The following is a 23,476-nucleotide window of genomic DNA, read 5'->3' as shown; positions in this document are numbered from 1 at the left end:
CTCAGTTGAGCGGGCTTTTTTGTATGAGGATCAGAAGCTGTACGTCATGCCAACGGTGTAACGACGGCCATCAAGTACGGTGTCATAGGTGTCGTAATCAATCTGCTTATCAAGCACGTTGTAAACCCCGGCAGTAACCAGCAGGTTCTTATTCGCGTTGTAGCGCAGACCAACATCAACCTGAGTATAAGAAGGCGTGCCCTGAGACATAGAGGTACGGCTCAGGTACTCAGAGGTTTTGCCACGAAGATTCAGACGGCTCCAGAAGCCAACGTCCGGCGTTGCCTGCCAGTCCAGAGTGGTGTTGAACATATGCTTCGGCATTTTGTTCAACGGTTTGCCGGAGAACTGGCCGCTTTTCTGCTCAGATTCCGTATAGGTGTAGTTTGCCGTCCAGTTCACATCTCGCGTGATTTTCCAGCCGAAGGTGGATTCCACGCCGCGCATGTTAGCTTTATCGACGTTGACACGGTCGCTGACGAAATCATAGGTGTAGTCGCCAATAGTACACGCGGGATCGGACCTGCTGTTACAGCGGCGAACTTCGGTGATCTTGTCTTTAAAGTCGGTATTAAACAGCGTCACCCCGGCGTTCAGGTTGTCGTTGTTATCCCAGAGCAGGGCAATCTCTTCGCTCAGGCTCTTTTCGGGTTTCAAATCCGGGTTACCGACGATAATACCGTCAAGGCGTCCACCACCGGTGACCTGGCCCCAGTTCGCAGAAGACTGGCGCAGATCCGGCGCACGATAGCCCGCAGAAACCCCGCCTTTCAGCGTCCACTGATCGGCCAGATGCCACACACCGTAGCCGCGTGGCGTCCAGTTCGTACCGTAGTTCTGGTCTTTATCCATACGCAGACCGCCGGTCAGCGTGAAGGTATCGGTCATTGCCCATTCATCTTCGGCAAACAGCGCCCAGCTCCAGCGTGTCAGCTTATTCAGCCCATCGGCTGCTTCCAGCTGGTTGCCGTTATCGCGCAGTTTCTCGTAGCGATACTGTCCACCCAGCGTCAGGGTATGATCGCCCAGGAAGATCTGGTTCTGGTTGTTGAACGTGGTGTTGTAAGAACGCATTTCGCGTTCCGGGTTATTGGTCTCTTCCTGCTGGATATAGCTGGTGGTATTGAAGTCGCTGTAATAACCGCTGTGGGTTAAAGCCCAGGTCGTATGTTCGTAACGCGTTTCACTTTTGGTGTTTGGCGTACAGGTATTTCCGCGACAGGTTTCTTCCGCTTTTGACATACCCGGCGTGCTGTTCCTGTCCTGAAGTTCACGGGCAAAATCGAGGTCGAAATCATTTTGCTCGTCCGGCGTGAAGTTCAGCGTGATGCCACCGTTACGCATCTTCTGCTCGTTATAGCCGTTCTCAATTTTATCTTCTGCGCGACGTGACAGCAGCCCCGTCACTTTTGCCCCAAGCAGGCCGTCAATCAGTGGACCAGAGGCGTAGGCGTTGGTCTGGAAAATATCACCGGAATCATTGTTTTCCTGGAATGTGGCATCGCCGTGCAATGAGCCGGTCCAGGCTTTGGTATTTGATACTTTTTTGGTGATGACGTTAATTACGCCACCCATCGCATCAGAACCATAGAGGGAAGACATTGGCCCACGAATAACCTCAATGCGCTCGATGGATTCCAGCGGCGGCAGCCAGCCCTGTTCGATACCCGAGTTGTCGCTATTAGGGCGGGTGCTTCGGGTGCTGATACGCTTACCGTTGACCAGGAAAAGCGTGTACTGGGAAGCCATGCCGCGGATGCTAATATCGCTGCTGCTGCCACCGCCGGTGACAACGACGCCCGGCACATCTTTCAGCGCATCGGTGACGTCGCGATAAGCCTTATCTTCAATCTGCTGTTTTGAAATGACGGAGATTGACGCGGGAGCATTCTGGATCTTTTGTTCAAAACCCGTCGCGGTGACGACAACGGTATCCTGATCGGCTGCGTAAACGAATGGGGGAAGTGTGGCGACGCCAATGGCGACGGCCAGTGCCTTAACGCGAGGTATAGTCATTTGTACATTCCGTATAAAAATGAAAAAAACTCCATCGGGATAACCCTGAGAACTGTATGTATTTGTCTTGTAAGAACTCTTTGTGATGGAGAAGAGCCTGGAATTGTACAAAAGAATGTAGAATTGTAAACACAAATGATAATTGAAATCATTTGTGTTTGATTGTGTGGCGGGAAAATAGCGCGGATTCAAACGGATAGATTAATGTAAAGAATGTAAGAGGGGAGAAGGCCCGGTAAACGAAACGCCACCGGGCATAGCAGGAGGGCCTTTATCTGAACAGATGCTCCGCATGGAAGCGGAGATGATCCTCAATAAAGGACGCAATAAAGTAGTAGCTGTGATCGTAGCCGGGTTGAATACGCAGCGTCAGCGGCCAGTCTTTCTGGCGTGCTGCTTCAGCCAGTACCGCAGGCTGTAGCTGACCGGCGAGGAACTGATCTGCATCGCCCTGATCGATAAGCGTCGGAATCGCATCTTTCGCCTCGCTTGCCAGCAACAGGGCACAGCTGTCCCACGCCTGCCATTTTTTCGCATCATCACCCAGATAATTCGCGAACGCTTTCTGCCCCCACGGCACCTGCGCTGGATTCACGATCGGCGCAAAGGCTGACACGCTGGTATATTTTCCTGGGTTTTTCAGCGCCAGAATCAGCGCGCCGTGTCCGCCCATAGAATGGCCGCTGATCGCGCAGCGTTCGCTGACGTCAAACTGCGTTTGCACCAGCGCAGGCAGTTCGTCGCGAACGTAGTCGTACATACGGTAATGGCTCGCCCACGGCTGACGGGTGGCGTTCAGATAGAACCCGGCACCTTTACCTAAATCATATCCGGCATCATCGGCGACATCATCCCCGCGCGGGCTGGTGTCTGGCATGACCAGTGCAATGCCCAGTTCCGCCGCAATGCGCTGCGCACCAGCTTTAGTGGTGAAATTTTCGTCGTTGCAGGTTAAACCCGACAGCCAGAACAGAACCGGAGGCTTAGCGCCATCTTTGGCCGGCGGCAGAAAAATGCTGAACGTCATGGCGCAGTGCAGAACGGTGGAGTCGTGCCGCCAGCGCTGCTGTCGGCCTTCAAAACAACGATGCTCTTCGAGCAGTTCCATGCAGGGCTCCTCAGTGCGGTTTGCTATTCATAAAACCCATAATACAGAGTTTTCATTTACCTGTGAGCAACTTTCACTTTCGCAAGGCGGCGAGATGCTGCATCATAAATTAACTTTTATTTAACAACTGGAGTGATCATGGCGCTGCGAATCGCGCTCAGTGGCTTTGTGGTTCTGGTGGTGGCGATGGGGATAGGGCGCTTTGCCTTTACGCCTCAGGTGCCGCTGATGATTGCTGCCGGACAACTCACGCTTACCAGCGCGGGACTGGTGGCGGCGATGAACTATCTGGGCTATCTGGTAGGGGCATGGGATGCGATGCGGGCTCATCGCTTCGTTGAAACCCGCCTCTGGCTGGGGATTTTTGGTGCGGTGGCGCTCACATTGCTCTCCGCCGTGGCGGATAACGCCCTTGTTCACGGCCTGCTGCGCTTTGTCATCGGCTGCATGAGCGGCTGGTCAATGGTATTAATTGCCGCATGGACCAACGAGCGGCTGGGGCAACTGGGTAAACCGGGGCTCAGTGCCGCCGTGTTTGCCGGGCCTGGAGCGGGTATTGCCCTGAGCGGGCTGCTCGCGGTCTATATTCAGGCGAAAGCGCTGTCGGCGGGGGCCGCATGGCAAATCTATGGCGTCCTGGCATTGGTGCTTGTTGCCGTGGTGGCGCGATATCTGCCACGCGCAGGGCAACTTCATCGGCCAGGCACTGCACCGGAGCCGCTGGTGCTGACGGCGGATCTAAAGCGTCTGGTCTGGAGCTACAGCCTGGCCGGGTTTGGTTATATCCTTCCGGCGACATTCTTATCGCAAATGGCTGCGGCCCGTTTTCCCGGCAGCCTGTTTGCCCAGTTTGTCTGGCCAATATTTGGTGCGGCATCGGTGGCAGGCATCGCTCTCAGCATTGTTTTGCGCCACACCTCAACGTCTAACCGCAGGCTGGCGATTGTCCTGTGGTTGCAGGGCGCTGGCGTGCTGGCCGCCTGGCTGTTGCCGGGGATTGGCGGTTTGCTGACGGGCGGCCTGCTGGTCGGCGGCGGATTCTTGTGTGCCGTACAGCTCTCTCTTTTATATGGTCGTGAGCTGGCACCGAGCCACACGCGCTATATGGCCGGACTGCTCACCACCGGTTATGCCATCGGCCAGCTGGTTGGCCCGGTAACCTCTGCCTTATCGACCTGGCTGACGCACCGGCTGGAGCCTGCGCTGGGGCTGGCGGGCGTGGCGCTGTTTATCGGCGGCGCATTGGTCTGGAACCGTCAGGCCGAAAGGCAACAGCAATTGCAATAATTATCGTCGTGAATACTGGATTATGTGCGCCGCCTCACGCACAATGAGCGCACACTTTTGCCACAACGAGGGCAAAAGACGCCACACCTGCAGGAGAAAATAATGTCATCACTCAGTAAAGAAGCTGCCCTGGTCCATGAAGCCCTGGTTGCACGCGGCCTTGAAACACCGCTGCGCCCGCCGGTTCAGGAGTTAGATAATGAAACCCGTAAGCGACTGATTTCCGGGCACATGACCGAGATCATGCAACTGCTGAATCTCGATCTGAGCGATGACAGTCTGATGGAGACGCCGCACCGCATCGCAAAAATGTATGTCGACGAGATCTTCTCCGGCCTCGATTACGCCAATTTCCCGAAAATCACGGTCATCGAAAATAAGATGAAGGTGGATGAGATGGTGACGGTGCGTGATATCACGCTGACCAGCACCTGCGAGCACCACTTCGTGACTATTGATGGTAAAGCGACCGTGGCTTACATTCCAAAAGATACGGTGATTGGCCTGTCCAAGATCAACCGCATCGTGCAGTTCTTCTCGCAGCGTCCACAGGTGCAGGAGCGCCTGACGCAGCAGATCCTCACCGCGTTGCAAACCCTGCTGGGCACCAATAACGTGGCGGTCTCTATCGACGCGGTTCACTATTGTGTAAAAGCGCGTGGTGTGCGTGATGCCACCAGTGCGACCACTACCACGTCGCTGGGCGGTCTGTTTAAATCCAGCCAGAACACCCGCCAGGAGTTCCTGCGCGCCGTGCGTCACCATAACTAATCAGACAGGGCAGGGACCATGGAGCGAAACGTCACGCTCGATTTTGTTCGCGGCGTCGCCATTCTCGGTATCCTGCTGCTGAATATCAGCGCCTTCGGTTTGCCGAAGGCGGCTTATCTCAATCCTGCCTGGTATGGCGACATTACCCGTAGCGATGCCTGGACGTGGGCGATCCTCGATCTCTTTGCTCAGGTCAAATTCCTCACCCTGTTTGCACTGCTGTTTGGCGCAGGTCTTCAGCTTTTGCTTAAACGCGGCACGCGCTGGATACAGTCTCGCCTGACGCTGCTGGTGATCCTCGGTTTTATTCACGGCCTGTTTTTCTGGGATGGTGATATTCTGCTCGCCTATGGGCTGGTGGGGCTGATCTGCTGGCGGCTCATCCGCGATGCGCATAGCGTAAAAAGCCTGTTTAATACCGGCGTGATGCTCTATGTCATGGGGCTTGGCGTATTACTGCTGTTGGGGCTTATCTCCGGCGATGCGACTAACCGTTCATGGATACCGGATGCGGCAAACCTTCAGTATGAACAGTTCTGGAAACTGAAAGGCGGAACAGAGGCGATCGGTAACCGTGCGGATATGCTGGGGGATAATCTTCTGGCGCTGGGTGCTCAGTACGGCTGGCAATTGGCGGGAATGATGCTGATGGGCGCGTCCCTGATGCGTACTGGCTGGTTGAAAGGTGAATTTAGCCTGCGCCACTATCGCCGCACGGGCGCAGGTCTGGTTCTGCTGGGCGTGCTGATTAACCTTCCGGCCATCATCACCCAGTGGCATATTCACTGGGACTATCGCTGGTGTGCGTTCCTGCTGCAGGTGCCGCGCGAGCTGAGTGCACCGTTTCAGACCATTGGCTACGCGGCGCTCATTTATGGCTTCTGGCCGCAGCTCTCACGTCTGTGGATCGTCAGTGCCGTCGCCTGCGTCGGGCGCATGGCGTTAAGCAATTACATTTTGCAGACGCTGATTTGCACCACGCTTTTCTATCGATTCGGCCTGTTTATGAAATTCGACCGTCTTACGCTGCTGGCGTTCGTTATTCCGGTCTGGGTTGTTAACGTGGTGTTTTCCGTTATCTGGCTACGCTTTTTCCGCCAGGGGCCGCTGGAGTGGGTGTGGCGGCGATTAACCGCACATGCTTCGGGTGTATCATTGAGTAATACATCCAGATAACGATCTGGATCACAATCATTAACAAAACGGATGTAAGCGTTTTCATCCGTGTGAGCTTCTTCACGTAGTCCCTTTTCTCTCGCTGCCAAAATAGCCACCTTGCTAAACACAGGGGGTGTCTGTGAGTTGCTGCAATCCTTTGAAGGATGGTGAATATGATCACCATTCGTGACGTCGCCCGTCAGGCGGGTGTTTCTGTTGCTACCGTCTCTCGCGTGCTGAACAACAGCGCGCTGGTCAGCCCTGAAACCCGTGAAACCGTAATGAAAGCCGTCACCCAGTTGGGATACCGGCCAAATGCTAATGCCCAGGCGCTCGCGACGCAGGTCAGCGACACCATTGGCGTGGTGGTGATGGACGTATCAGATGCGTTTTTTGGTGCACTGGTTAAAGCGGTGGACGTTGTCGCCCAGCAGCATCATAAGTATGTGCTGATCGGGAACAGCTATCATGAAGCGGAAAAAGAGCGTCATGCCATCGAAGTGCTGATCCGCCAGCGCTGTAACGCGTTGATTGTCCACTCGAAAGCCCTGAGCGATGAAGAACTGGCCGGGTTTATGGAGCAAATTCCCGGCATGGTGCTGATCAACCGCATTGTGCCAGGTTACGCCCATCGCTGCGTAGGGCTGGACAATGTCAGCGGTGCAATGATGGCGACGCGGATGCTGATCAATAATGGACACCAGCGCATCGGTTATCTGGCCTCCAGCCATCATATTGAAGACGACACGATGCGCCGCGAAGGCTGGCAAAACGCCCTGAAAGAGCAGGGCATCGTGCCGCTTGAGAGCTGGGTGGGAACAGGTACGCCAGATATGCAGGGCGGTGAAGCGGCAATGGTAGAGTTATTGGGCCGCAATCTGCAGTTGTCTGCAGTCTTTGCCTATAACGATAGCATGGCGGCAGGGGCACTCACGGCCCTGAAAGATAACGGCATTGCGGTGCCACAGCATTTGTCGTTGATTGGTTTCGATGACATCCCCATCGCCCGTTACACCGACCCGCAGCTCACCACAGTGCGTTACCCCATTGCTTCGATGGCAAAACTGGCGACAGAACTGGCGTTACAGGGAGCGGCAGGGCAGTTAGATCCCGGTGCAACGCACTGTTTCATGCCGACTTTAGTGCGTCGTCATTCGGTAGCCATTCGACAAATTGTGGTTCCGATCACTAACTGATTACATGTGGTGATGTAACCGTTTTCAATCTGTGAGTAAATTCACAGTATCTTAACAAGCCGCTGACTATGATGTCAGCGTTTTAAGGGCTGAAACGCTATGTAACGGTGATTATTCACTTTGACTATAGCCAACGCGCCGTAAACAACCAAAAAAACGCATTTCTGGAGCGTTACCGAACACGGAAGATAGAAATTTTATAAGTGAACTTCGGCGATCAGTAACGTTTTATTAACACCTGCCCGCCGTCCGTTATTCACAAGAACTACCCTGCATAAAAAAAACCGGAGATACCATGAATAAGAAGGTGTTGACTCTGTCTGCTGTAATGGCAAGCATGCTTTTTGGTGCAGCAGCGCACGCTGCGGATACCCGTATTGGCGTGACCATCTATAAATACGACGACAACTTCATGTCTGTTGTGCGTAAAGCAATTGAGAAAGATGCTAAGGCAGCGCCAGACGTTCAGCTGCTGATGAATGACTCCCAGAACGACCAGTCCAAACAGAACGACCAGATCGATGTTCTGCTGGCAAAAGGCGTGAAAGCGCTGGCAATCAACCTGGTTGACCCGGCAGCGGCAGGCACAGTAATTGAGAAAGCACGTGGCCAGAACGTGCCAATCGTCTTCTTCAACAAAGAACCTTCTCGTAAAGCGCTGGATAGCTACGACAAAGCGTATTACGTGGGTACTGACTCCAAAGAGTCCGGTATTATCCAGGGCGATCTGATCGCTAAACACTGGGCGGCGAACCCGAACTGGGACCTGAACAAAGATGGTCAGATCCAGTTTGTTCTGCTGAAAGGCGAGCCAGGCCACCCGGATGCTGAAGCCCGTACCACTTACGTTATCAAAGAGCTGAACGACAAGGGCCTGAAAACCCAGCAGTTAGCGCTGGATACGGCAATGTGGGATACCGCTCAGGCGAAAGATAAGATGGACGCATGGCTGTCCGGCCCTAACGCCAACAAAATCGAAGTGGTTATCGCCAACAACGATGCGATGGCAATGGGTGCAGTCGAAGCGCTGAAAGCACACAACAAATCGTCCATTCCTGTCTTCGGTGTGGATGCTCTGCCAGAAGCACTGGCGCTCGTTAAGTCAGGTGCGATGGCCGGTACTGTTCTGAACGATGCCAACAACCAGGCGAAAGCGACCTTTGATCTGGCGAAAAACCTGGCCGATGGCAAAGGTGCAGCTGATGGCACCAACTGGAAAATCGACAATAAAATCGTTCGCGTACCTTACGTGGGCGTAGACCAGTCCAACCTGGCTGAGTTTATCGGTAAATAAGTTAATCGACATGTCTCCACTGGGCGCAATTCGTTGCGCCCTTTTATAACGCGATATGCGAGGCCAACAAGGTATAATTATGGTCAGCACAAATACTCAGTCGTCCGGTGAATACTTGTTGGAAATGAGCGGCATCAACAAGTCTTTTCCCGGTGTTAAGGCACTCGATAATGTTAATTTAAAAGTTCGTCCCCACTCTATTCATGCCTTAATGGGTGAAAACGGGGCGGGTAAATCAACATTATTAAAATGTCTTTTTGGGATCTATCAAAAAGATTCTGGCAGCATTCTTTTTCAGGGGAAAGAGATCGATTTCCATTCAGCGAAAGAAGCGCTGGAAAACGGTATCTCAATGGTTCACCAGGAATTGAACCTGGTACTGCAACGCTCGGTTATGGATAATATGTGGCTGGGCCGTTATCCAACCAAAGGTGTCTTTGTCGATCAGGATAAAATGTATCGCGACACCAAAGCTATTTTCGATGAACTGGATATTGATATCGATCCGCGCGCCCGCGTCGGGACGTTATCCGTTTCTCAGATGCAGATGATCGAAATTGCCAAGGCGTTCTCCTATGATGCCAAAATTGTCATCATGGATGAACCGACATCGTCATTAACGGAAAAAGAGGTTAACCACCTTTTTACCATTATTCGTAAGCTGAAAGATCGCGGCTGCGGCATTGTCTATATCTCGCATAAAATGGAAGAGATCTTCCAGCTGTGTGACGAAATTACCATCCTCCGTGACGGCCAGTGGATTGCCACCCAGCCGCTGGAAGGGCTGGACATGGACAAGATCATCGCCATGATGGTGGGCCGTTCCCTCAACCAGCGCTTCCCGGACAAAGAAAACAAGCCGGGTGAAGTGATTCTGGAGGTGCGTAACCTCACGTCGCTGCGCCAGCCGTCCATTCGCGATGTCTCCTTCGACCTGCACAAAGGCGAGATTCTGGGCATTGCCGGGCTGGTGGGGGCGAAACGTACCGATATTGTGGAGACCCTGTTTGGTATCCGTGAAAAATCGGGCGGTACGATTACGCTGCACGGCAAGAAAATTAATAACCACAACGCCAACGAAGCCATTAATAATGGTTTTGCGCTGGTGACGGAAGAGCGACGCTCGACCGGGATTTATGCGTATCTCGACATTAATTTTAACTCGTTAATCTCGAATATTCGCAACTATAAAAATAAAGTGGGTCTGCTGGATAATTCCCGCATGAAGAGTGATACCCAGTGGGTTATTGACGCTATGCGCGTGAAAACACCGGGCCACCGTACACAAATCGGTTCGCTTTCGGGGGGGAACCAGCAAAAGGTTATTATCGGTCGTTGGTTGTTAACCCAACCGGAAATTCTGATGCTGGATGAACCTACCCGTGGTATTGATGTAGGTGCAAAATTTGAGATTTATCAGTTGATTGCTGAGCTGGCTAAAAAGAATAAAGGGATCATTATTATATCTTCCGAAATGCCGGAATTGTTAGGGATCACAGATCGTATTCTGGTTATGAGCAATGGTCTCGTTGCCGGTATTGTTGACACCAAAACGACAACGCAAAACGAAATTTTGCGTCTTGCGTCTTTGCACCTTTAAGATCAGGGGCTCCTCATGAGTGCGTTAAATAAAAAAAGTTTTCTCACTTATCTGAAAGAAGGCGGTATTTACGTTGTTCTTTTAGTGTTACTGGCCATTATTATTTTCCAGGACCCTACGTTCTTAAGTTTGCTGAACTTGAGTAACATTCTGACCCAGTCTTCCGTGCGTATCATCATCGCGCTGGGCGTGGCAGGGCTTATCGTCACCCAGGGGACGGACCTTTCTGCAGGGCGTCAGGTCGGTCTGGCGGCGGTTATTGCGGCAACGCTGCTGCAGTCGATGGAAAACGCTAACAAGGTGTTCCCGGAAATGGCAACCATGCCGATTTTCGTGGTGATCCTGATTGTGTGCGCTATCGGCGCGGTGATTGGTCTGATTAACGGTATTATCATTGCTTACCTGAACGTGACGCCATTCATCACCACGTTAGGTACGATGATCATCGTCTACGGGATCAACTCCCTCTATTACGACTTCGTGGGGGCATCCCCGATTTCTGGCTTCGACAGCGGCTTCTCGACCTTCACGCAGGGGTTCGTCGCGCTGGGCAGCTTCCGCCTGTCGTACATTACTTTCTATGCGCTGATTGCGGTGGCCTTCGTCTGGGTGCTGTGGAACAAAACCCGCTTCGGTAAAAACATCTTCGCTATCGGTGGCAACCCGGAAGCGGCGAAAGTCTCCGGCGTTAACGTTGCTCTGAATCTGCTGATGATTTATGCCCTGTCAGGCGTGTTCTACGCTTTCGGCGGGATGCTGGAAGCGGGACGTATCGGCTCTGCGACCAACAACCTCGGCTTTATGTACGAACTGGATGCGATTGCCGCTTGTGTGGTTGGCGGCGTCTCCTTCAGCGGCGGCGTGGGTACGGTGCTGGGTGTGGTGACCGGTGTGATCATCTTCACCGTTATCAACTACGGTCTGACCTACATCGGCGTGAACCCGTACTGGCAGTACATTATCAAAGGCGCGATTATTATCTTCGCGGTTGCGCTGGATTCACTGAAATACGCACGTAAGAAATAAGATTCTGAATAACGAAAAACCCGTTGCAGTTAGTGCTGTGACGGGCTTTTTTTTCTACAGCGATAACATCAATTCTGCAAGACCATGGTCATAGAGATAAACCCCGATGATGCAATAAAGCATTGTTGCCATCACGCCAATAATCAACAGCGTTTCCCATAACAATATGATGTGAAAAATTATGGGTTCTTCATGACGATACACTGGATCAAGTCGACGGGAGCCAAAAAAAGGATAGTAATAGATGTGGGTTACGCCTTTTTTCCAGGCTTTGATATTTTGGATAAGCAGCCACATACCGACGACTTCGACTGCAGCAGTAAATAAAAGATGCTCAATTTTCATATCCTGCCTTCTGTCGTTACTTTCCTTGTTTTTTTTGTATATCCAGCAACTGCTCTGGCGTTACCGCCGGATAACCCTGGGCATCTTCCGGCACTTCATGCATCGCCGGAATGGGCACCAGCGGGCCTAAGAAGCGCGGTTCGCGTTTGAAGATATACAGATCTGCCAACGCGCCAAACCGCGCGCCAAACTCACGCACACGCACGCTCAGCATATCCTTAGGCGACGGCACGGCATAGCACTGGGCCTGGATGCCCATATGCAGCGCGATAAACAGCGCGCGCTCGCAGTGGAAGCGCTGAGTAATAATAATGAAATCGTTCGTGTCGAATACTTTACGGGTACGCACGATGGAATCCAGGGTGCGGAACCCGGCATAATCCAGCACGATATCCGCCGGATCGACGCCTGCGGCAATCAGATCTTTTCGCATCGTCACGGGTTCGTTATAGCTTTGCAGCGCGTTATCGCCGCTCAGCAGCAGGTAATTTACCTTGCCACTGTTATAGGCATTCAGCGCGCCCTGAATACGGTAGCGATAATACTGGTTGATCACGCCGGTGCGGTAATATTTGGCGGTGCCAAGTACGACACCGACCTGACGGTAGGGCAGGTCCTGAAGATCATCGAAGATATAAGGAGCCGTTTTCCAGCTCATCCACCGGTCGAGACCCAGCACGATCAACAGCAGTATGCCGACCAGGACAGACAGGCTGTAAAAAACGCGCTTTAACATGCAGATGGCTCATACCTGAGGTGAAATTTAACTCAGGCTACTTTACCCGCCTGGTTAGCGCAAGAAACAGCGAATCAACTGAAGGGTTTTTCATCAGTCGGCGGGCATTTCTGCCCGCCGGAAATTTACGCAAGCAGTACGCGGTCGATGGTCGAGCAGCCCAGTGCTTTCAGCGTGGCGGCGGTGGCGTCCCATTGAATCAGCGGCGCATTGGCTTTTTCTGCCAGAATGGCACGCTGGATATCCGGGTAGTCATAGCCGTTCAGACTCAGCAGGTTCAGGGCACCCTGCAGCGGAGGCAGCGTCGGGTTAAACGCAGCGTTTTCTGCATAGCTGCCGGTGAAGATACGGCCGTCACGACACTGCAGCGCCACGCCGCTTGGCGATTTGCTGTACGGGGTATGACTTTTATTTGCGGCAGTAATGGCCGCCTGGCTCAGCTCATCACCGGACAGGGCGAAGCCGTGGTTCTGGTCGTCCATCAGCAGCGTTTTAATCTCCAGATCTTTCGGCCCGAAGGCGTCCGGCAGATAATCGCCCAGCGTATGCGGCTCGCGGCCTGGCAGGTTGATGCGCAGCTGCAAACCGCTGTTCAGCTCATTCATAAACTGACGGCAGTGACCGCAGGGCGTGTAGTTTACGGTAATGGCGCTCAGCGCTTTTTCACCGCGCAGCCAGGCGTGGCTGATGGCGCTTTGTTCCGCATGGACGGTTTGCTGCATGGTCGCACCCAGGAACTCCATGTTTCCGCCGAAGTACCATGTCCCGCTCACGCCGCGTGCAATTGCGCCGACATTAAAGTGGGAGAGATCGGCGCGCGCGCAGGCGGCAGCCAGCGGCAGCAGTGCGAAAGCCAGCGCGTCTTCGTCCAGTCCCGTTGCTTGTTTAAGCGTCGCGACCTGCCCGGCCGTCAGCAGGGCGGGGAAATGCGTATCCGCCAGAACCGGAGCCAGGGCTGATTGCAAATTCTCTGCAAGCTGGGCGAAAGCAGATTGAAAACGTGGATGCATGGCGTTGCCTCTTAAAGGTTAATGGATCGGTAGTGTACGGAGCCGTTACGGCTTTATATGTGATCCACTTCTCATTGTTTATGCAACTTATGAAATCAAAATGAAATTTGCGCGACGCATCGCAAATTTTATCCCACCACCGCCAGAATAACCGGGAACACGAACGGAGCAATCAGAGAGGTAATAATCCCGCAAATCACCAGCGCCAGCGAGCTAAATGCCCCTTCCTGATAATCTGTTTCAGCGCAACGCGCGGTGCCCAGAGCATGCGACGCCGTGCCCATTGCCAGGCCGCGCGCGGCTTTCGTGTGGATACGCATCGCATTCAGCAGGGTATGACCAAATACCGCACCCAGAATCCCGACGAAAATCACGCACATAGCGCTTATCGCCGGAATACCGCCGATACTGCCACCCACGGCCATTGCGATAGGCGTGGTGACTGATTTTGGCAGGATGGAGGCGGCAATCTGTGGCGACGCTCCCATCAGCAGAGCCACCGATGTTCCGGTGATCATCGCCACCAGGCTGCCGACGAAACAGATAGTAATGATGGACTTCCAGCGGGCGCGGATCTGGTGCAGTTGCTCATAAAGAGGAAACGCCAGCGCCACAACGGCAGGTTGCAAAAGGTCGTTGAGAATTTTGCTCCCGGCAAAGTAACGCTCATAGGGAATGCCGGTGAGCAGCAGGAAAGGAATGATCACCACCATCGCGACCAGCAGCGGGTTCAGCAACGGCATTTTGAAGCGTACCGCAAGTTTACGAGCGGCGAAGAACACCACCAGCGTTAACGGCAGCGACCACCAGATATTGGCCATCATTGTTTTGTTCCTTTCTGCCCGACCACTTTACGTTCGCCATGTACCAGATGCGAACTCCAGCTTACCACCAGGAAAACCACCAGCGTACTGACCGCGCAGGAGACGACAATCGGGCCGAACTGCGCTTTGAGCAAATCGAAATATTGCATCACGCCCACGCCGATGGGCACGAACAGCAGCGCCATATAGCGGATGAGAACGAAGCAGCCAGGGTTAACCCATTTTGCGGGCAGAATTTGCAGCGCCAGGAGCACAAACAGGATCAACATCCCGATAATGCTGCCTGGAATGGTGATGGGCAGCAGGGTAGCAATGAAGATCCCGGCGTAAAGACAGGCATAAATCAGGACGAATGCGCGCAGATATTGCCAGAGAGTATTCAGTGATTTGCTCATGATTAAAGTCCTTGATGAAACGCATTCATCATACAATTAAACCCGGAAATGTGCCACGGATCACATCATGAATTTTGAGCATACCAGACATTCCCAAATGGAACGTCGGGTATTTCCTCATGCCTGGAGAGCAGCTACTATAGCGCGTCTTTTTTCACAGGTAATCTTATGCGTGTTTTGCTGGCCCCAATGGAAGGCGTGCTCGATTCTCTCGTGCGCGAGCTGCTGACCGAGGTGAACGATTACGATCTCTGCGTGACGGAGTTTTTGCGCGTGGTCGATATGTTGTTGCCGGTAAAGTCTTTCTACCGACTCTGCCCGGAGCTGCACCGTCAGAGCCGAACCACCTCCGGTACGCTGGTGCGCATCCAGTTATTAGGTCAGTATCCGGAGTGGCTGGCGGAAAACGCCGCTCGCGCGGTCGAGCTGGGTTCTTACGGTGTCGATCTCAACTGCGGTTGTCCGTCGAAGCTGGTCAACGGCAGCGGCGGCGGGGCAACGCTGCTGAAAGATCCTGAACTCATATACCGTGGCGCGAAGGCGATGCGTGAAGCCGTGCCGTCGCATCTGCCGGTGACGGTCAAAGTGCGCCTGGGCTGGGACAGCGACGCGCGCCAGTTTGAAATTGCCGATGCGGTGCAGCAGGCCGGGGCAACAGAGCTGGTAGTACATGGCCGCACCAAAGAAGATGGCTACAAAGCCGATCGCATTAACTGGCAGGCGATCGGTGAGATCCGCAAAAGGCTCACCATTCCGGTTATTGCCAATGGCGAAATCTGGGATTACGAAAGCGCGCAAGCGTGCCTGAAAGAGACGGGCTGCGATGCGGTGATGATAGGTCGCGGTGCGCTGAACGTGCCGAACCTTAGCCGGGTGGTGAAATATAACGCGCCGCGTATGCCGTGGCATGAGGTGGTGACACTGCTGCAAAAATACAGTCGTCTGGAAAAGCAGGGCGATACGGGTTTGTATCACGTTGCGCGTATTAAACAGTGGCTAAGTTATTTGCGTAAAGAGTACAGCGAGGCGCTGGGCTTATTTCAGGAGATCCGCACGCTGCAGACGTCTGCTGATATTGCGCGCGTTATCCAGGCAAAACGCTGAAGGGGCATTTCTTTGAATTTGCCCGGTAAAGTGCCGGGCAAATAAATCAGAAAATCATCTTGAATACACCCGTCACCACTAACAGCCCTATCAGAAAAATAATTAAAATTACCCACAATAATATTTTCATTCGGCTCTCCTGCGTCTGGTTATCGATATTAAGTGTAGCAGCCCTTCACGTTAACAATTCATAATTACAATAAATGAATTTAATTAACTGATTCTTAAAGAGAATATTTTTCTGATTGTGTAAATGTATGACAAATTGCTGATTGCCACGCGTTACTAAAAAAAATAACGATATCGGGCGTAACGTGCGCCTTTATTTTTTTGGTAATGCCGTAATGAAACGTTCTCTTATTTTATCTCTGAGTGCTCCCGTTGTTTTCATTTTGTCGGCGTGCGCGCCTGAACATGCCACTGTCTCACCCGTACAAACGCAAGCCGTCGCAACGTCTGTTAATACACAATTGAGCCACACTGACTGGCCGAAAAATGAGTGGTGGAAAGCGTATAACGATCCCCAGCTTGATTCGCTGGTTGCAAAAGCCCTGAATGATGCGCCGGATATGCAAATTGCGCGGCAACGCATTACCCTGGCAGAAGCACAGGCAAAAGCTGCGATGGCTGCTGACGGCCCGCAGATCGACTTTTCTGCTGACGCGGAGCGCCAGAAGATGTCGGCAGAAGGGCTGATGGGGCCGTTTGCTATCACCGATCCTGCGGCGGGAACCACCGGACCGTGGTACACCAACGGCACATTTGGACTGACGGCAGGCTGGGATCTGGATCTGTGGGGGAAAAACCGGGACCAGGTAGAAGCAAGAATCGGCAAGGTGAATGCACAAAAAGCGGAGCTGGAACAGACCCGTCAACTGCTTGCCAGCAGCGTGGCCCGGCTTTACTGGGACTGGCAAACCCAGGCCGCTGTGGGTGATGTTCTGGCAGAGATCAAACGGGAGCAGGAAAATATCATCCACGCCGACCGGGAACTGTATCAGCACGGTATTACCTCCTCCGTTGAAGGTGTCGAAACCGATATCAATGCCAGCAAGACGGATGAACAGCTGGCAGAAGTGAACGGCAAAATGAAAGCGGTGGAGGCGCGCCTGGCGGCGCTGACCCAGTCCCCGACAATGAAACTTTCGCGCCACGCACTGCCTGCTACAGAAGCGTCGTTACCGACCACGCTCGGCTATGAGTTGCTGGCTCGTCGTCCTGATTTACAGGAAGCACACTGGTATATCGAAGCCTCCATGAGCGACGTCGAGGCCGCCAGAGCAGCCTTCTACCCGGATATCAACCTGATGGCATTCTTACAACAGGATGCTCTGCATCTGAGCGATCTGTTCCGCTCTTCTGCGCAACAAATGGGCGTCACTGCCGGGTTAACGTTGCCGATTTTCGACAGCGGCAGGCTGAATGCGAACCTTGATATTGCCCAGGCTCAGAACAATCTGTCGGTAGCGAACTACAACAAAGCCGTGGTGGATGCCGTGAACCAGGTTGCGCGGACGGCCAGTGAAGTCGAAACGCTGACGGCCAAAAATCAGCAGCAACAGCAGGTGGAAAAAGATGCCGCGCGCGTGGTTGCGCTGGCACAGGCTCGCTTTAGCGCTGGAATCATTGCTGGCTCACGCGTCAGCGAAGCCAAAATTCCGGCATTAAAAGAACACATCGCCGGGATCATGCTCAAAGGGCAGTATGTGGACGCTACGCTACAGCTCACTTCTGCGCTGGGCGGCGGCTATCATCACGGGTAAAAACGGTCATTATCTATACTTACCTCTTTGATGATATTGAGGAGGTGAGTATGACCAGAGTGGCAATTGTTACCGCATCTGATTCGGGGATTGGCAAAACCACGGCGCTGATGCTGGCTGAGCGGGGTTTTGATGTCGGCGTCACCTGGCATTCTGACGAAAAAGGGGCGCTGGAGACGTGTCGCGAGGTTGAAGCGCTGGGGCAGCGGGCAGAAGCTATCCAGCTTGATTTAAGCGCGCTGCCAGAAGGCGCGAAGGCGATTGAAACGCTTATCGGGCGTTTTGGTCGGCTGGATGTGCTGGTCAATAATGCTGGCGCGATGACCAAAGCTCCATTTCTGGATATGAAGTTTGACGACTGGCGGAGCATTTTTACCGTGGATGTCGACGGCGCGTTTCTCTGTTCACAAATCGCGGCACGTCAGATGGTGAAACAAGGAGAAGGGGGCCGCATAGTGAATATCACTTCGGTGCATGAACACACGCCCCTTCCGGAGGCGAGTGCGTATACGGCAGCCAAACATGCGCTGGGAGGGTTAACCAAATCGATGGCGCTTGAACTGGTGGAGCATAAAATCCTGGTGAACGCCGTTGCCCCTGGCGCGATAGCCACCCCGATGAATGATATGGACGACAGCGAAGTAAAGGCGGGATCGATGCCAGAAATCCCGCTGGCAAGACCGGGACACACCAAAGAGATTGCCAGCCTGGTGGCATGGCTGTGTGACAACGACGCCAGTTACGCCACCGGACAGTCGTTTATTGTCGATGGCGGATTTATGCTGGCAAACCCGCAGTTTAAGCCAGCAGGGTAGAGTGAAGGGTAAGTGCGTCGCGCACTTACCCTTCCTCCCGCCGCGTCTTCTCACGATGCCTGAGCCAAAGCCTTACCCCAATCACCGCCACAACCACCAGAATCAACCACGCCCAGTGTTTAATATGCTGATCAAGGTTATGTAGCCACGGGCCAATCACTTCCCCACCCACGTAGCCGAGCGTGGTAAAGATAAGCGCCCAGGCAATTGCGCCAATAATATTGAGCGGCAGAAATAGTTTGGGCGGTAAGCGGCTGGCACCAATCAGAATTGGCCCGATAATCCGAAAGCCGTACATAAAGCGGGTGCCAATGACGAAAAGGTAAGGATTACGCTGGATAAGCCGTTGCGCACGGCGGATTTTCTTTTGATGTTTCGCAAAACGCTTTAAAAGCGTGGGTCCAAAACGCAGGCCCAGAAAGTAGAGCAACTGATCGCCAATCATGCCACCGAGAGCGACCGCAGCGACCACCAGAGGAAATTTCAGCAATCCCTGATGCGCGGCGACACCGCCTAAAAGCGTAATGGTTTCACCTTCTGCCACGCTACCGATCACCAGCGCAGCGTATCCGTATTGTTCAATAAGACCGTTGATATCCATTAAGTAAGCCTAATCTCCCTACACATGCCTGCCTTAATCATATACCTCATGAATAAATATCGCGGCAATCAACGGAAATTTCCCACTGTACAGAAAATAATCTAACCTCTGCATTATACTTACCCTATCGCTGACGGGCCGACAACAAGGGGGCGTTATGAACCATGTCTGGGGACTCTTCTCCCATCCCGACCGTGAAATGCAGGTCATCAGAAACGAGAATGAAACGGTCGCGCATCACTATACGCACCATGTGCTGCTGATGGCTGCGGTGCCGGTGATCTGCGCGTTTATTGGTACAACACAAATCGGCTGGAACTTTGGTGATGGCACCGTCGTTCAGCTCTCCTGGTTTACGGGTTTATACCTCGCCATTCTGTTTTATGGCCTGATGCTGGCAGGGGTGGCGGTCATGGGGCGCGTCATTTACTGGATGGCACGTAATTACCCACAACGTCCGTCGCTGGCACACTGTATGGTCTTTGCCGGATATGTCGCGACCCCGCTGTTTTTAAGCGGTATTGTTGCGCTTTATCCACTGGTCTGGTTGTGCGCGCTGATCGGTACTGTCGCTCTCTTTTACACAGGCTATCTGCTGTATCTGGGAGTGCCCACCTTCCTGAATATCAATAAAGAAGAGGGCCTGAGCTTCTCCAGCTCAACGCTCGCCATCGGCGTGCTGGTCCTGGAGGCGCTACTGGCGCTGACGGTTATTCTTTGGGGTTATGGATACCGTCTCTTTTAAGCTCACTGCATTGCTGGCGTAAATGCCAGCAATGCAGCATCTGTTCACGATTATCCGCTGGCGACAACGCACGGTCACCGCTATGATGCCAAAGCCAGCCTGTGATTGTCCGTTAACACAGGCGGTGTACGTCATTACGTGCGTGAATAATTATCAGAAGTCTCACCATGCTGAAATTCCGAGTTTCATTACTTAGCCTTGCGCTTATCCTGGGGGCATCTGTTGCCGCGCCAGCGATGGCCAAAACGCCCGCGGTGACCACCGCCGCTACCCAACCGCAAATCGCTTCCGGTAGCGCGATGATTGTTGATCTAAATACCAATAAGGTGATCTACGCCAGCCACCCGGATCTGGTGCGTCCAATCGCCTCGATTACCAAATTAATGACCGCGATGGTGGTGCTTGATGCACGACTGCCGCTGGATGAAAAGCTGAAAGTGGATATCAGCCATACGCCTGAGATGAAAGGGATCTACTCTCGCGTGCGTCTGAACAGTGAAATCAGCCGTAAAAATATGCTGCTGCTGGCGCTGATGTCCTCAGAAAACCGCGCAGCGGCGAGCCTGGCTCACCACTATCCGGGCGGCTATGACGCGTTTATACGGGCGATGAATGCCAAGGCTAAATCGCTGGGCATGACTAACACGCATTACGTTGAGCCAACCGGCCTGTCGATCCATAACGTCTCTACGGCGCGGGATTTGACGAAGCTGCTGATTGCCAGCAAACAGTACCCGCTGATTGGCCAGCTCAGTACCACGCGTGAAAATATGGCGACATTCTCGAATCCTGCGTATACGCTGCCGTTTCGCAATACCAACCATCTGGTCTACCGTGAAAACTGGAATATCCAGTTAACCAAAACCGGGTTTACCAATGCGGCAGGACACTGCCTGGTGATGCGCACCGTGTTTAACGGTAAGCCGGTGGCGCTGGTGGTGATGGATGCCTTCGGCAAATATACCCATTTTGCGGATGCCAGCCGTCTGCGTACCTGGATTGAGACCGGGAAAGTGCAGCCGGTTCCGGCCGCTGCGTTGACGTATAAAAAGCAGAAAGCGGAACAGATGGCGACGGCGCAAAACGACTGAGTCGCCTGTCTGTGCCGGGTGGCGGCTTCGCCTTACCCGGCCTACGGCCCTAAAGCAGCCCAACACGTAGGCCAGGTAAGCGAAGCGCCACCGGGCGAAAGCGCCTACTCCGGCAGCGTCCAGTCACCATCGTTGAGTGGACGCTGCATGATCAACGTATCCCGCCAGTCCCCCTTCTTATAGCCTACGCTGCGCAACTGACCGACAACCTCGAAGCCATGCTTTTTATGCAGTCGTAACGATCCCGCATTATTGTTTCCGTCACCGACCACAGCAATCATCTGCCGCCAGGGACCTTGCTCACACCGTGCAATCAGGGCATCCATCAGCGCCGTACCAAAACCGCGTCCGGTAGTGCTGGCATCCACATAAATGGACTCCTCAAGCGTATAGCGGTAGGCATGACGCGGGCGATAGGGCGTGGCATAGCAATAGCCTACGACGATGCCGCGATACAGCGCAACCAGCCACGGTAAACCGCTTCCGGTCACGTTTTTCAAACGCTCACGCATTTCGTCGACGGTGGGGGGAACTTCTTCAAACGATGCGCGACCATGGAGCACATGCCAGGCATAGATGGCCGAGATGGCATGCACATCGTCAGGAAGGGCATCGCGCACTTCCACTTCGGTTTCGGATAACGCCTCTACTGCCGACATGATGTGCCTGCTCCTCATCATTGAAGGCCGGAGAAAGGTTTCTCCGGCAACAGGCAATTACTCTATTACGTTTGAGACGCGCTTAACAATCTCTTAAATATGACGGTGTGCTTCAATCAGAGGCTTGCGTATTGTGCTGCTCGGTTTCGGCACTCTCTTTCCAGTATTTCTTCCGCGTTGTTTTACCAATGCCGGGATTCATACTGTTTGTAGGGTCATTTTCGCGATAAAACCGCTTAAGTGTCTCTGGCGCTTTATACAGATGACCGACGTTATGTTCCGCAGGATATTGTGCGCCGCGCTCGCGCAGCAGGGCGAGCATTTGCTCTTTCAACTCATGCGCGTCGACGCCTTTTTTGACGATGTAATCCTGGTGGAAAACGTAGCACATAAAATGGCCGTAATAGAGCTTGTGCACCAGCTTGCTGTCGATCTCCGGCGGCAGGTGTTCAAACCATTCGGTATCGTTTCGACGCAGAGCGATATCCAGCGCCAGAATGTCTTCCACCTCTTCGGAATGAACGGCCTGATACCGAATGGCCGCACCCGCAGCCGCGAAACGGTGCAGGAAGGCTTTGCTCCCTTCTTCAGGCGTACAGGCAAAGAAATCCCCGTCGGCGGTTTTGAAGAATTCGGTCAGCCAGGTTTGCGCTTCGGCAATCCCGTCCCCGGCCATTTTCAGCAGCAGATGGTGTTCATACTTGTCGCGCCAGGTCTTCATTCGCTCCGGTAAATGTGCCGGGAAGACATTGCCCAGTTTCTGCATGAAGCGGTCAGTAAAGTGTGGCTTAAACAGCGACACCTTATCCAGCATGGCGTCGGTGCGCCCCTTCATGGTGAAGAAGAACGGCATTTTGTCGGTGCCGAGCTTGTCGATCATCAGGAAGGTGTCTTTCCCGTAGCGTTCGGCGATGTCGTAAATGTCCCGGTGCATATACTCGCCTGCCACCGGCAGATGGGTGAATTCGCCCAGAATATGACGTCGAATTTCGGTCAGTACCTCAGGCTGGTTGGTGCCGATATAAAACACCTGCTGCTTTTTCTCGGCCGGGAAGGTATCGAGGCGCACGGCAAAGACCGCAAGTTTGCCCGCACAACCGGAGGATTCAAACAGGCGGTCCGGGTCAGCGTTATAACGCGCAGGCGTGTCCGCCTCGATATCGCGCACGCGGGTCACGTAGTCGTGGTCATGCGCGTGGCGGCCATCATGCTGAACGTCTTCGTCCTTCACGCGGTCATCGTCGAGTTTGCTGAGGATCTGTTCTGGCGTGACGCCCAGATCGATACCCAGATGGTTCACCAGCGTCAGCTTGCCGTTTTCATCGATACGGGCGTAGAGCGACATCTCGGTGTAAGCGGGGCCACGCTGCACCAGCGAGCCCCCGGAGTTATTGCAGATCCCGCCAATCACCGACGCACCAATGCAGGAGGAGCCGATCACAGAATGCGGTTCACGCCCCAGCGGCTTAAGCGCTTTTTCCAGCGAATAAAGCGTGGTGCCGGGGAAGGCGAGCACCTGTTCACCTTTGTCCAGCAGGTGCAGTTTGTCGAGGCGCAGGGTGCTGATGATGACAATGTCGCGATCGTAATCATTGCCGTTTGGCGTTGAACCTTCGGTCAGGCCGGTATTGGCGGCCTGCATTAAGATAATTTTATCGGCGACGACGCAGGCGCTCAGTACGCGCCACAGCTCCAGCAGCGTGCCGGGGAATACCACCGCCAGCGCGTCGCCCTGGCCGGAACGAAAGCCCTTGCGGTAACGGGCGGTTTTGGCCGGGTCGGTAAGCAGGTGAGAGTGACCAACCAGGCGCGACAGTTCGTTAATAAATGCGTTGTTATCGTCAGTTCGAACAGAAGACATCTTCCACTCCTTGTGGTGGGGCAAATTTCTCGCTGTAAAGCATAGCGCGATTAACCCTTAAGCGGTCTAAT

Annotated in this window: 23 protein-coding genes; 12 read left to right on the top strand and 11 right to left on the bottom strand. The window is 53.5% G+C overall.

The features are described 5' to 3' along the window. Positions 1-30 precede the first annotated feature (30 nt). Positions 31-2,016, bottom strand: a complete 1,986-nt coding sequence (locus EoCCA6_RS04345; RefSeq protein WP_152081633.1) for a ligand-gated channel protein — start codon at positions 2,014-2,016, stop codon at positions 31-33. Between the two features lie 271 nt (positions 2,017-2,287). Then, positions 2,288-3,124, bottom strand: a complete 837-nt coding sequence (gene fghA, locus EoCCA6_RS04340; RefSeq protein WP_152081632.1) for an S-formylglutathione hydrolase — start codon at positions 3,122-3,124, stop codon at positions 2,288-2,290. 138 nt (positions 3,125-3,262) lie between these two features. Between fghA and EoCCA6_RS04335 the strand changes: the two genes are divergently transcribed. From EoCCA6_RS04335 to mglC, 7 genes are all read left to right on the top strand, one after another. After that, positions 3,263-4,411, top strand: coding sequence for a YbfB/YjiJ family MFS transporter (locus EoCCA6_RS04335; protein WP_152081631.1), 1,149 nt, complete (start codon positions 3,263-3,265; stop codon positions 4,409-4,411). Between the two features lie 102 nt (positions 4,412-4,513). After that, a complete protein-coding gene (gene folE / locus EoCCA6_RS04330; RefSeq protein WP_042320272.1) occupies positions 4,514-5,182 on the top strand; it encodes a GTP cyclohydrolase I FolE in 669 nt (222 codons plus the stop codon). 18 nt (positions 5,183-5,200) lie between these two features. Further along, positions 5,201-6,358, top strand: coding sequence for a DUF418 domain-containing protein YeiB (gene yeiB, locus EoCCA6_RS04325; protein WP_152081630.1), 1,158 nt, complete (start codon positions 5,201-5,203; stop codon positions 6,356-6,358). A 155-nt stretch (positions 6,359-6,513) separates the two neighbouring features. Then, positions 6,514-7,536, top strand: a complete 1,023-nt coding sequence (gene galS / locus EoCCA6_RS04320; protein WP_152081629.1) for an HTH-type transcriptional regulator GalS — start codon at positions 6,514-6,516, stop codon at positions 7,534-7,536. Between the two features lie 295 nt (positions 7,537-7,831). Beyond that, a complete protein-coding gene (mglB, locus tag EoCCA6_RS04315) occupies positions 7,832-8,830 on the top strand; it encodes a galactose/glucose ABC transporter substrate-binding protein MglB (RefSeq protein WP_008500923.1) in 999 nt (332 codons plus the stop codon). A gap of 79 nt (positions 8,831-8,909) precedes the next feature. After that, positions 8,910-10,430, top strand: a complete 1,521-nt coding sequence (mglA, locus tag EoCCA6_RS04310) for a galactose/methyl galactoside ABC transporter ATP-binding protein MglA (RefSeq protein ID WP_152081628.1) — start codon at positions 8,910-8,912, stop codon at positions 10,428-10,430. A 15-nt stretch (positions 10,431-10,445) separates the two neighbouring features. After that, the gene (gene mglC / locus EoCCA6_RS04305) at positions 10,446-11,456 is read left to right on the top strand and encodes a galactose/methyl galactoside ABC transporter permease MglC (RefSeq protein WP_152081627.1); all 1,011 of its coding nucleotides are present in this window, start codon (positions 10,446-10,448) and stop codon (positions 11,454-11,456) included. 54 nt (positions 11,457-11,510) lie between these two features. Here the strand turns inward: mglC and EoCCA6_RS04300 are convergent, their stop codons facing one another. The 5 genes from EoCCA6_RS04300 to EoCCA6_RS04280 all read right to left on the bottom strand — a co-directional run bounded on the left by EoCCA6_RS04300 (position 11,511) and on the right by EoCCA6_RS04280 (position 14,766). Next, positions 11,511-11,801, bottom strand: a complete 291-nt coding sequence (locus EoCCA6_RS04300) for a hypothetical protein (RefSeq protein ID WP_152081626.1) — start codon at positions 11,799-11,801, stop codon at positions 11,511-11,513. Positions 11,802-11,817: 16 nt separating this feature from the next. Then, entirely contained in the window at positions 11,818-12,537 is a 720-nt protein-coding gene (gene sanA / locus EoCCA6_RS04295) for an outer membrane permeability protein SanA (protein WP_058683478.1), read from the bottom strand. A 125-nt stretch (positions 12,538-12,662) separates the two neighbouring features. Next, positions 12,663-13,547, bottom strand: a complete 885-nt coding sequence (gene cdd / locus EoCCA6_RS04290) for a cytidine deaminase (protein ID WP_152081625.1) — start codon at positions 13,545-13,547, stop codon at positions 12,663-12,665. A gap of 128 nt (positions 13,548-13,675) precedes the next feature. Next, positions 13,676-14,371 (bottom strand): CidB/LrgB family autolysis modulator, encoded by a 696-nt coding sequence (locus EoCCA6_RS04285; protein ID WP_152081624.1) that lies wholly within the window; start codon positions 14,369-14,371, stop codon positions 13,676-13,678. After that, on the bottom strand, positions 14,368-14,766 hold the full coding sequence (locus EoCCA6_RS04280) for a CidA/LrgA family protein (protein ID WP_152081623.1): 399 nt from the start codon (positions 14,764-14,766) through the stop codon (positions 14,368-14,370). The genes EoCCA6_RS04285 and EoCCA6_RS04280 overlap by 4 nt, the downstream gene beginning before the upstream one ends. A 168-nt stretch (positions 14,767-14,934) precedes the next feature. On the opposite strand from EoCCA6_RS04280, the gene dusC reads away from it, so the two are divergent. Beyond that, entirely contained in the window at positions 14,935-15,870 is a 936-nt protein-coding gene (gene dusC, locus EoCCA6_RS04275) for a tRNA dihydrouridine(16) synthase DusC (protein ID WP_152081622.1), read from the top strand. 46 nt (positions 15,871-15,916) lie between these two features. On the opposite strand, the gene yohP is transcribed toward dusC, so the two are convergent. Beyond that, positions 15,917-16,000: a small membrane protein YohP gene (gene yohP / locus EoCCA6_RS21810; protein WP_015572324.1), complete on the bottom strand. Its 84-nt coding sequence runs from the start codon at positions 15,998-16,000 to the stop codon at positions 15,917-15,919. A 214-nt stretch (positions 16,001-16,214) separates the two neighbouring features. Between yohP and mdtQ the strand changes: the two genes are divergently transcribed. Next, positions 16,215-17,633, top strand: a complete 1,419-nt coding sequence (mdtQ, locus tag EoCCA6_RS04265; protein WP_152081621.1) for a multidrug resistance outer membrane protein MdtQ — start codon at positions 16,215-16,217, stop codon at positions 17,631-17,633. Between the two features lie 50 nt (positions 17,634-17,683). Continuing rightward, positions 17,684-18,448, top strand: a complete 765-nt coding sequence (locus tag EoCCA6_RS04260) for an SDR family oxidoreductase (RefSeq protein WP_152081620.1) — start codon at positions 17,684-17,686, stop codon at positions 18,446-18,448. Positions 18,449-18,473: 25 nt separating this feature from the next. Here EoCCA6_RS04260 and EoCCA6_RS04255 read toward each other — a convergent pair whose 3' ends face one another. Next, entirely contained in the window at positions 18,474-19,049 is a 576-nt protein-coding gene (locus EoCCA6_RS04255; protein WP_152081619.1) for a DedA family protein, read from the bottom strand. Positions 19,050-19,206: 157 nt separating this feature from the next. On the opposite strand from EoCCA6_RS04255, the gene EoCCA6_RS04250 reads away from it, so the two are divergent. Then, positions 19,207-19,794: a Yip1 family protein gene (locus EoCCA6_RS04250; RefSeq protein ID WP_152081618.1), complete on the top strand. Its 588-nt coding sequence runs from the start codon at positions 19,207-19,209 to the stop codon at positions 19,792-19,794. 167 nt (positions 19,795-19,961) lie between these two features. Beyond that, positions 19,962-20,885, top strand: coding sequence for a D-alanyl-D-alanine endopeptidase (pbpG, locus tag EoCCA6_RS04245; protein WP_152081617.1), 924 nt, complete (start codon positions 19,962-19,964; stop codon positions 20,883-20,885). A 104-nt stretch (positions 20,886-20,989) separates the two neighbouring features. On the opposite strand, the gene EoCCA6_RS04240 is transcribed toward pbpG, so the two are convergent. Beyond that, positions 20,990-21,544, bottom strand: coding sequence for a GNAT family N-acetyltransferase (locus EoCCA6_RS04240; protein ID WP_152081616.1), 555 nt, complete (start codon positions 21,542-21,544; stop codon positions 20,990-20,992). A 112-nt stretch (positions 21,545-21,656) separates the two neighbouring features. After that, positions 21,657-23,405, bottom strand: coding sequence for a D-lactate dehydrogenase (gene dld, locus EoCCA6_RS04235; protein ID WP_152081615.1), 1,749 nt, complete (start codon positions 23,403-23,405; stop codon positions 21,657-21,659). Between the last annotated feature and the right edge of the window lie 71 nt (positions 23,406-23,476).

It is taken from the genome of Enterobacter oligotrophicus, assembly GCF_009176645.1.
Taxonomy (GTDB): Bacteria; Pseudomonadota; Gammaproteobacteria; order Enterobacterales; family Enterobacteriaceae; genus Enterobacter; species Enterobacter oligotrophicus.
This window is presented reverse-complemented; position numbering and strand designations above follow the sequence as displayed.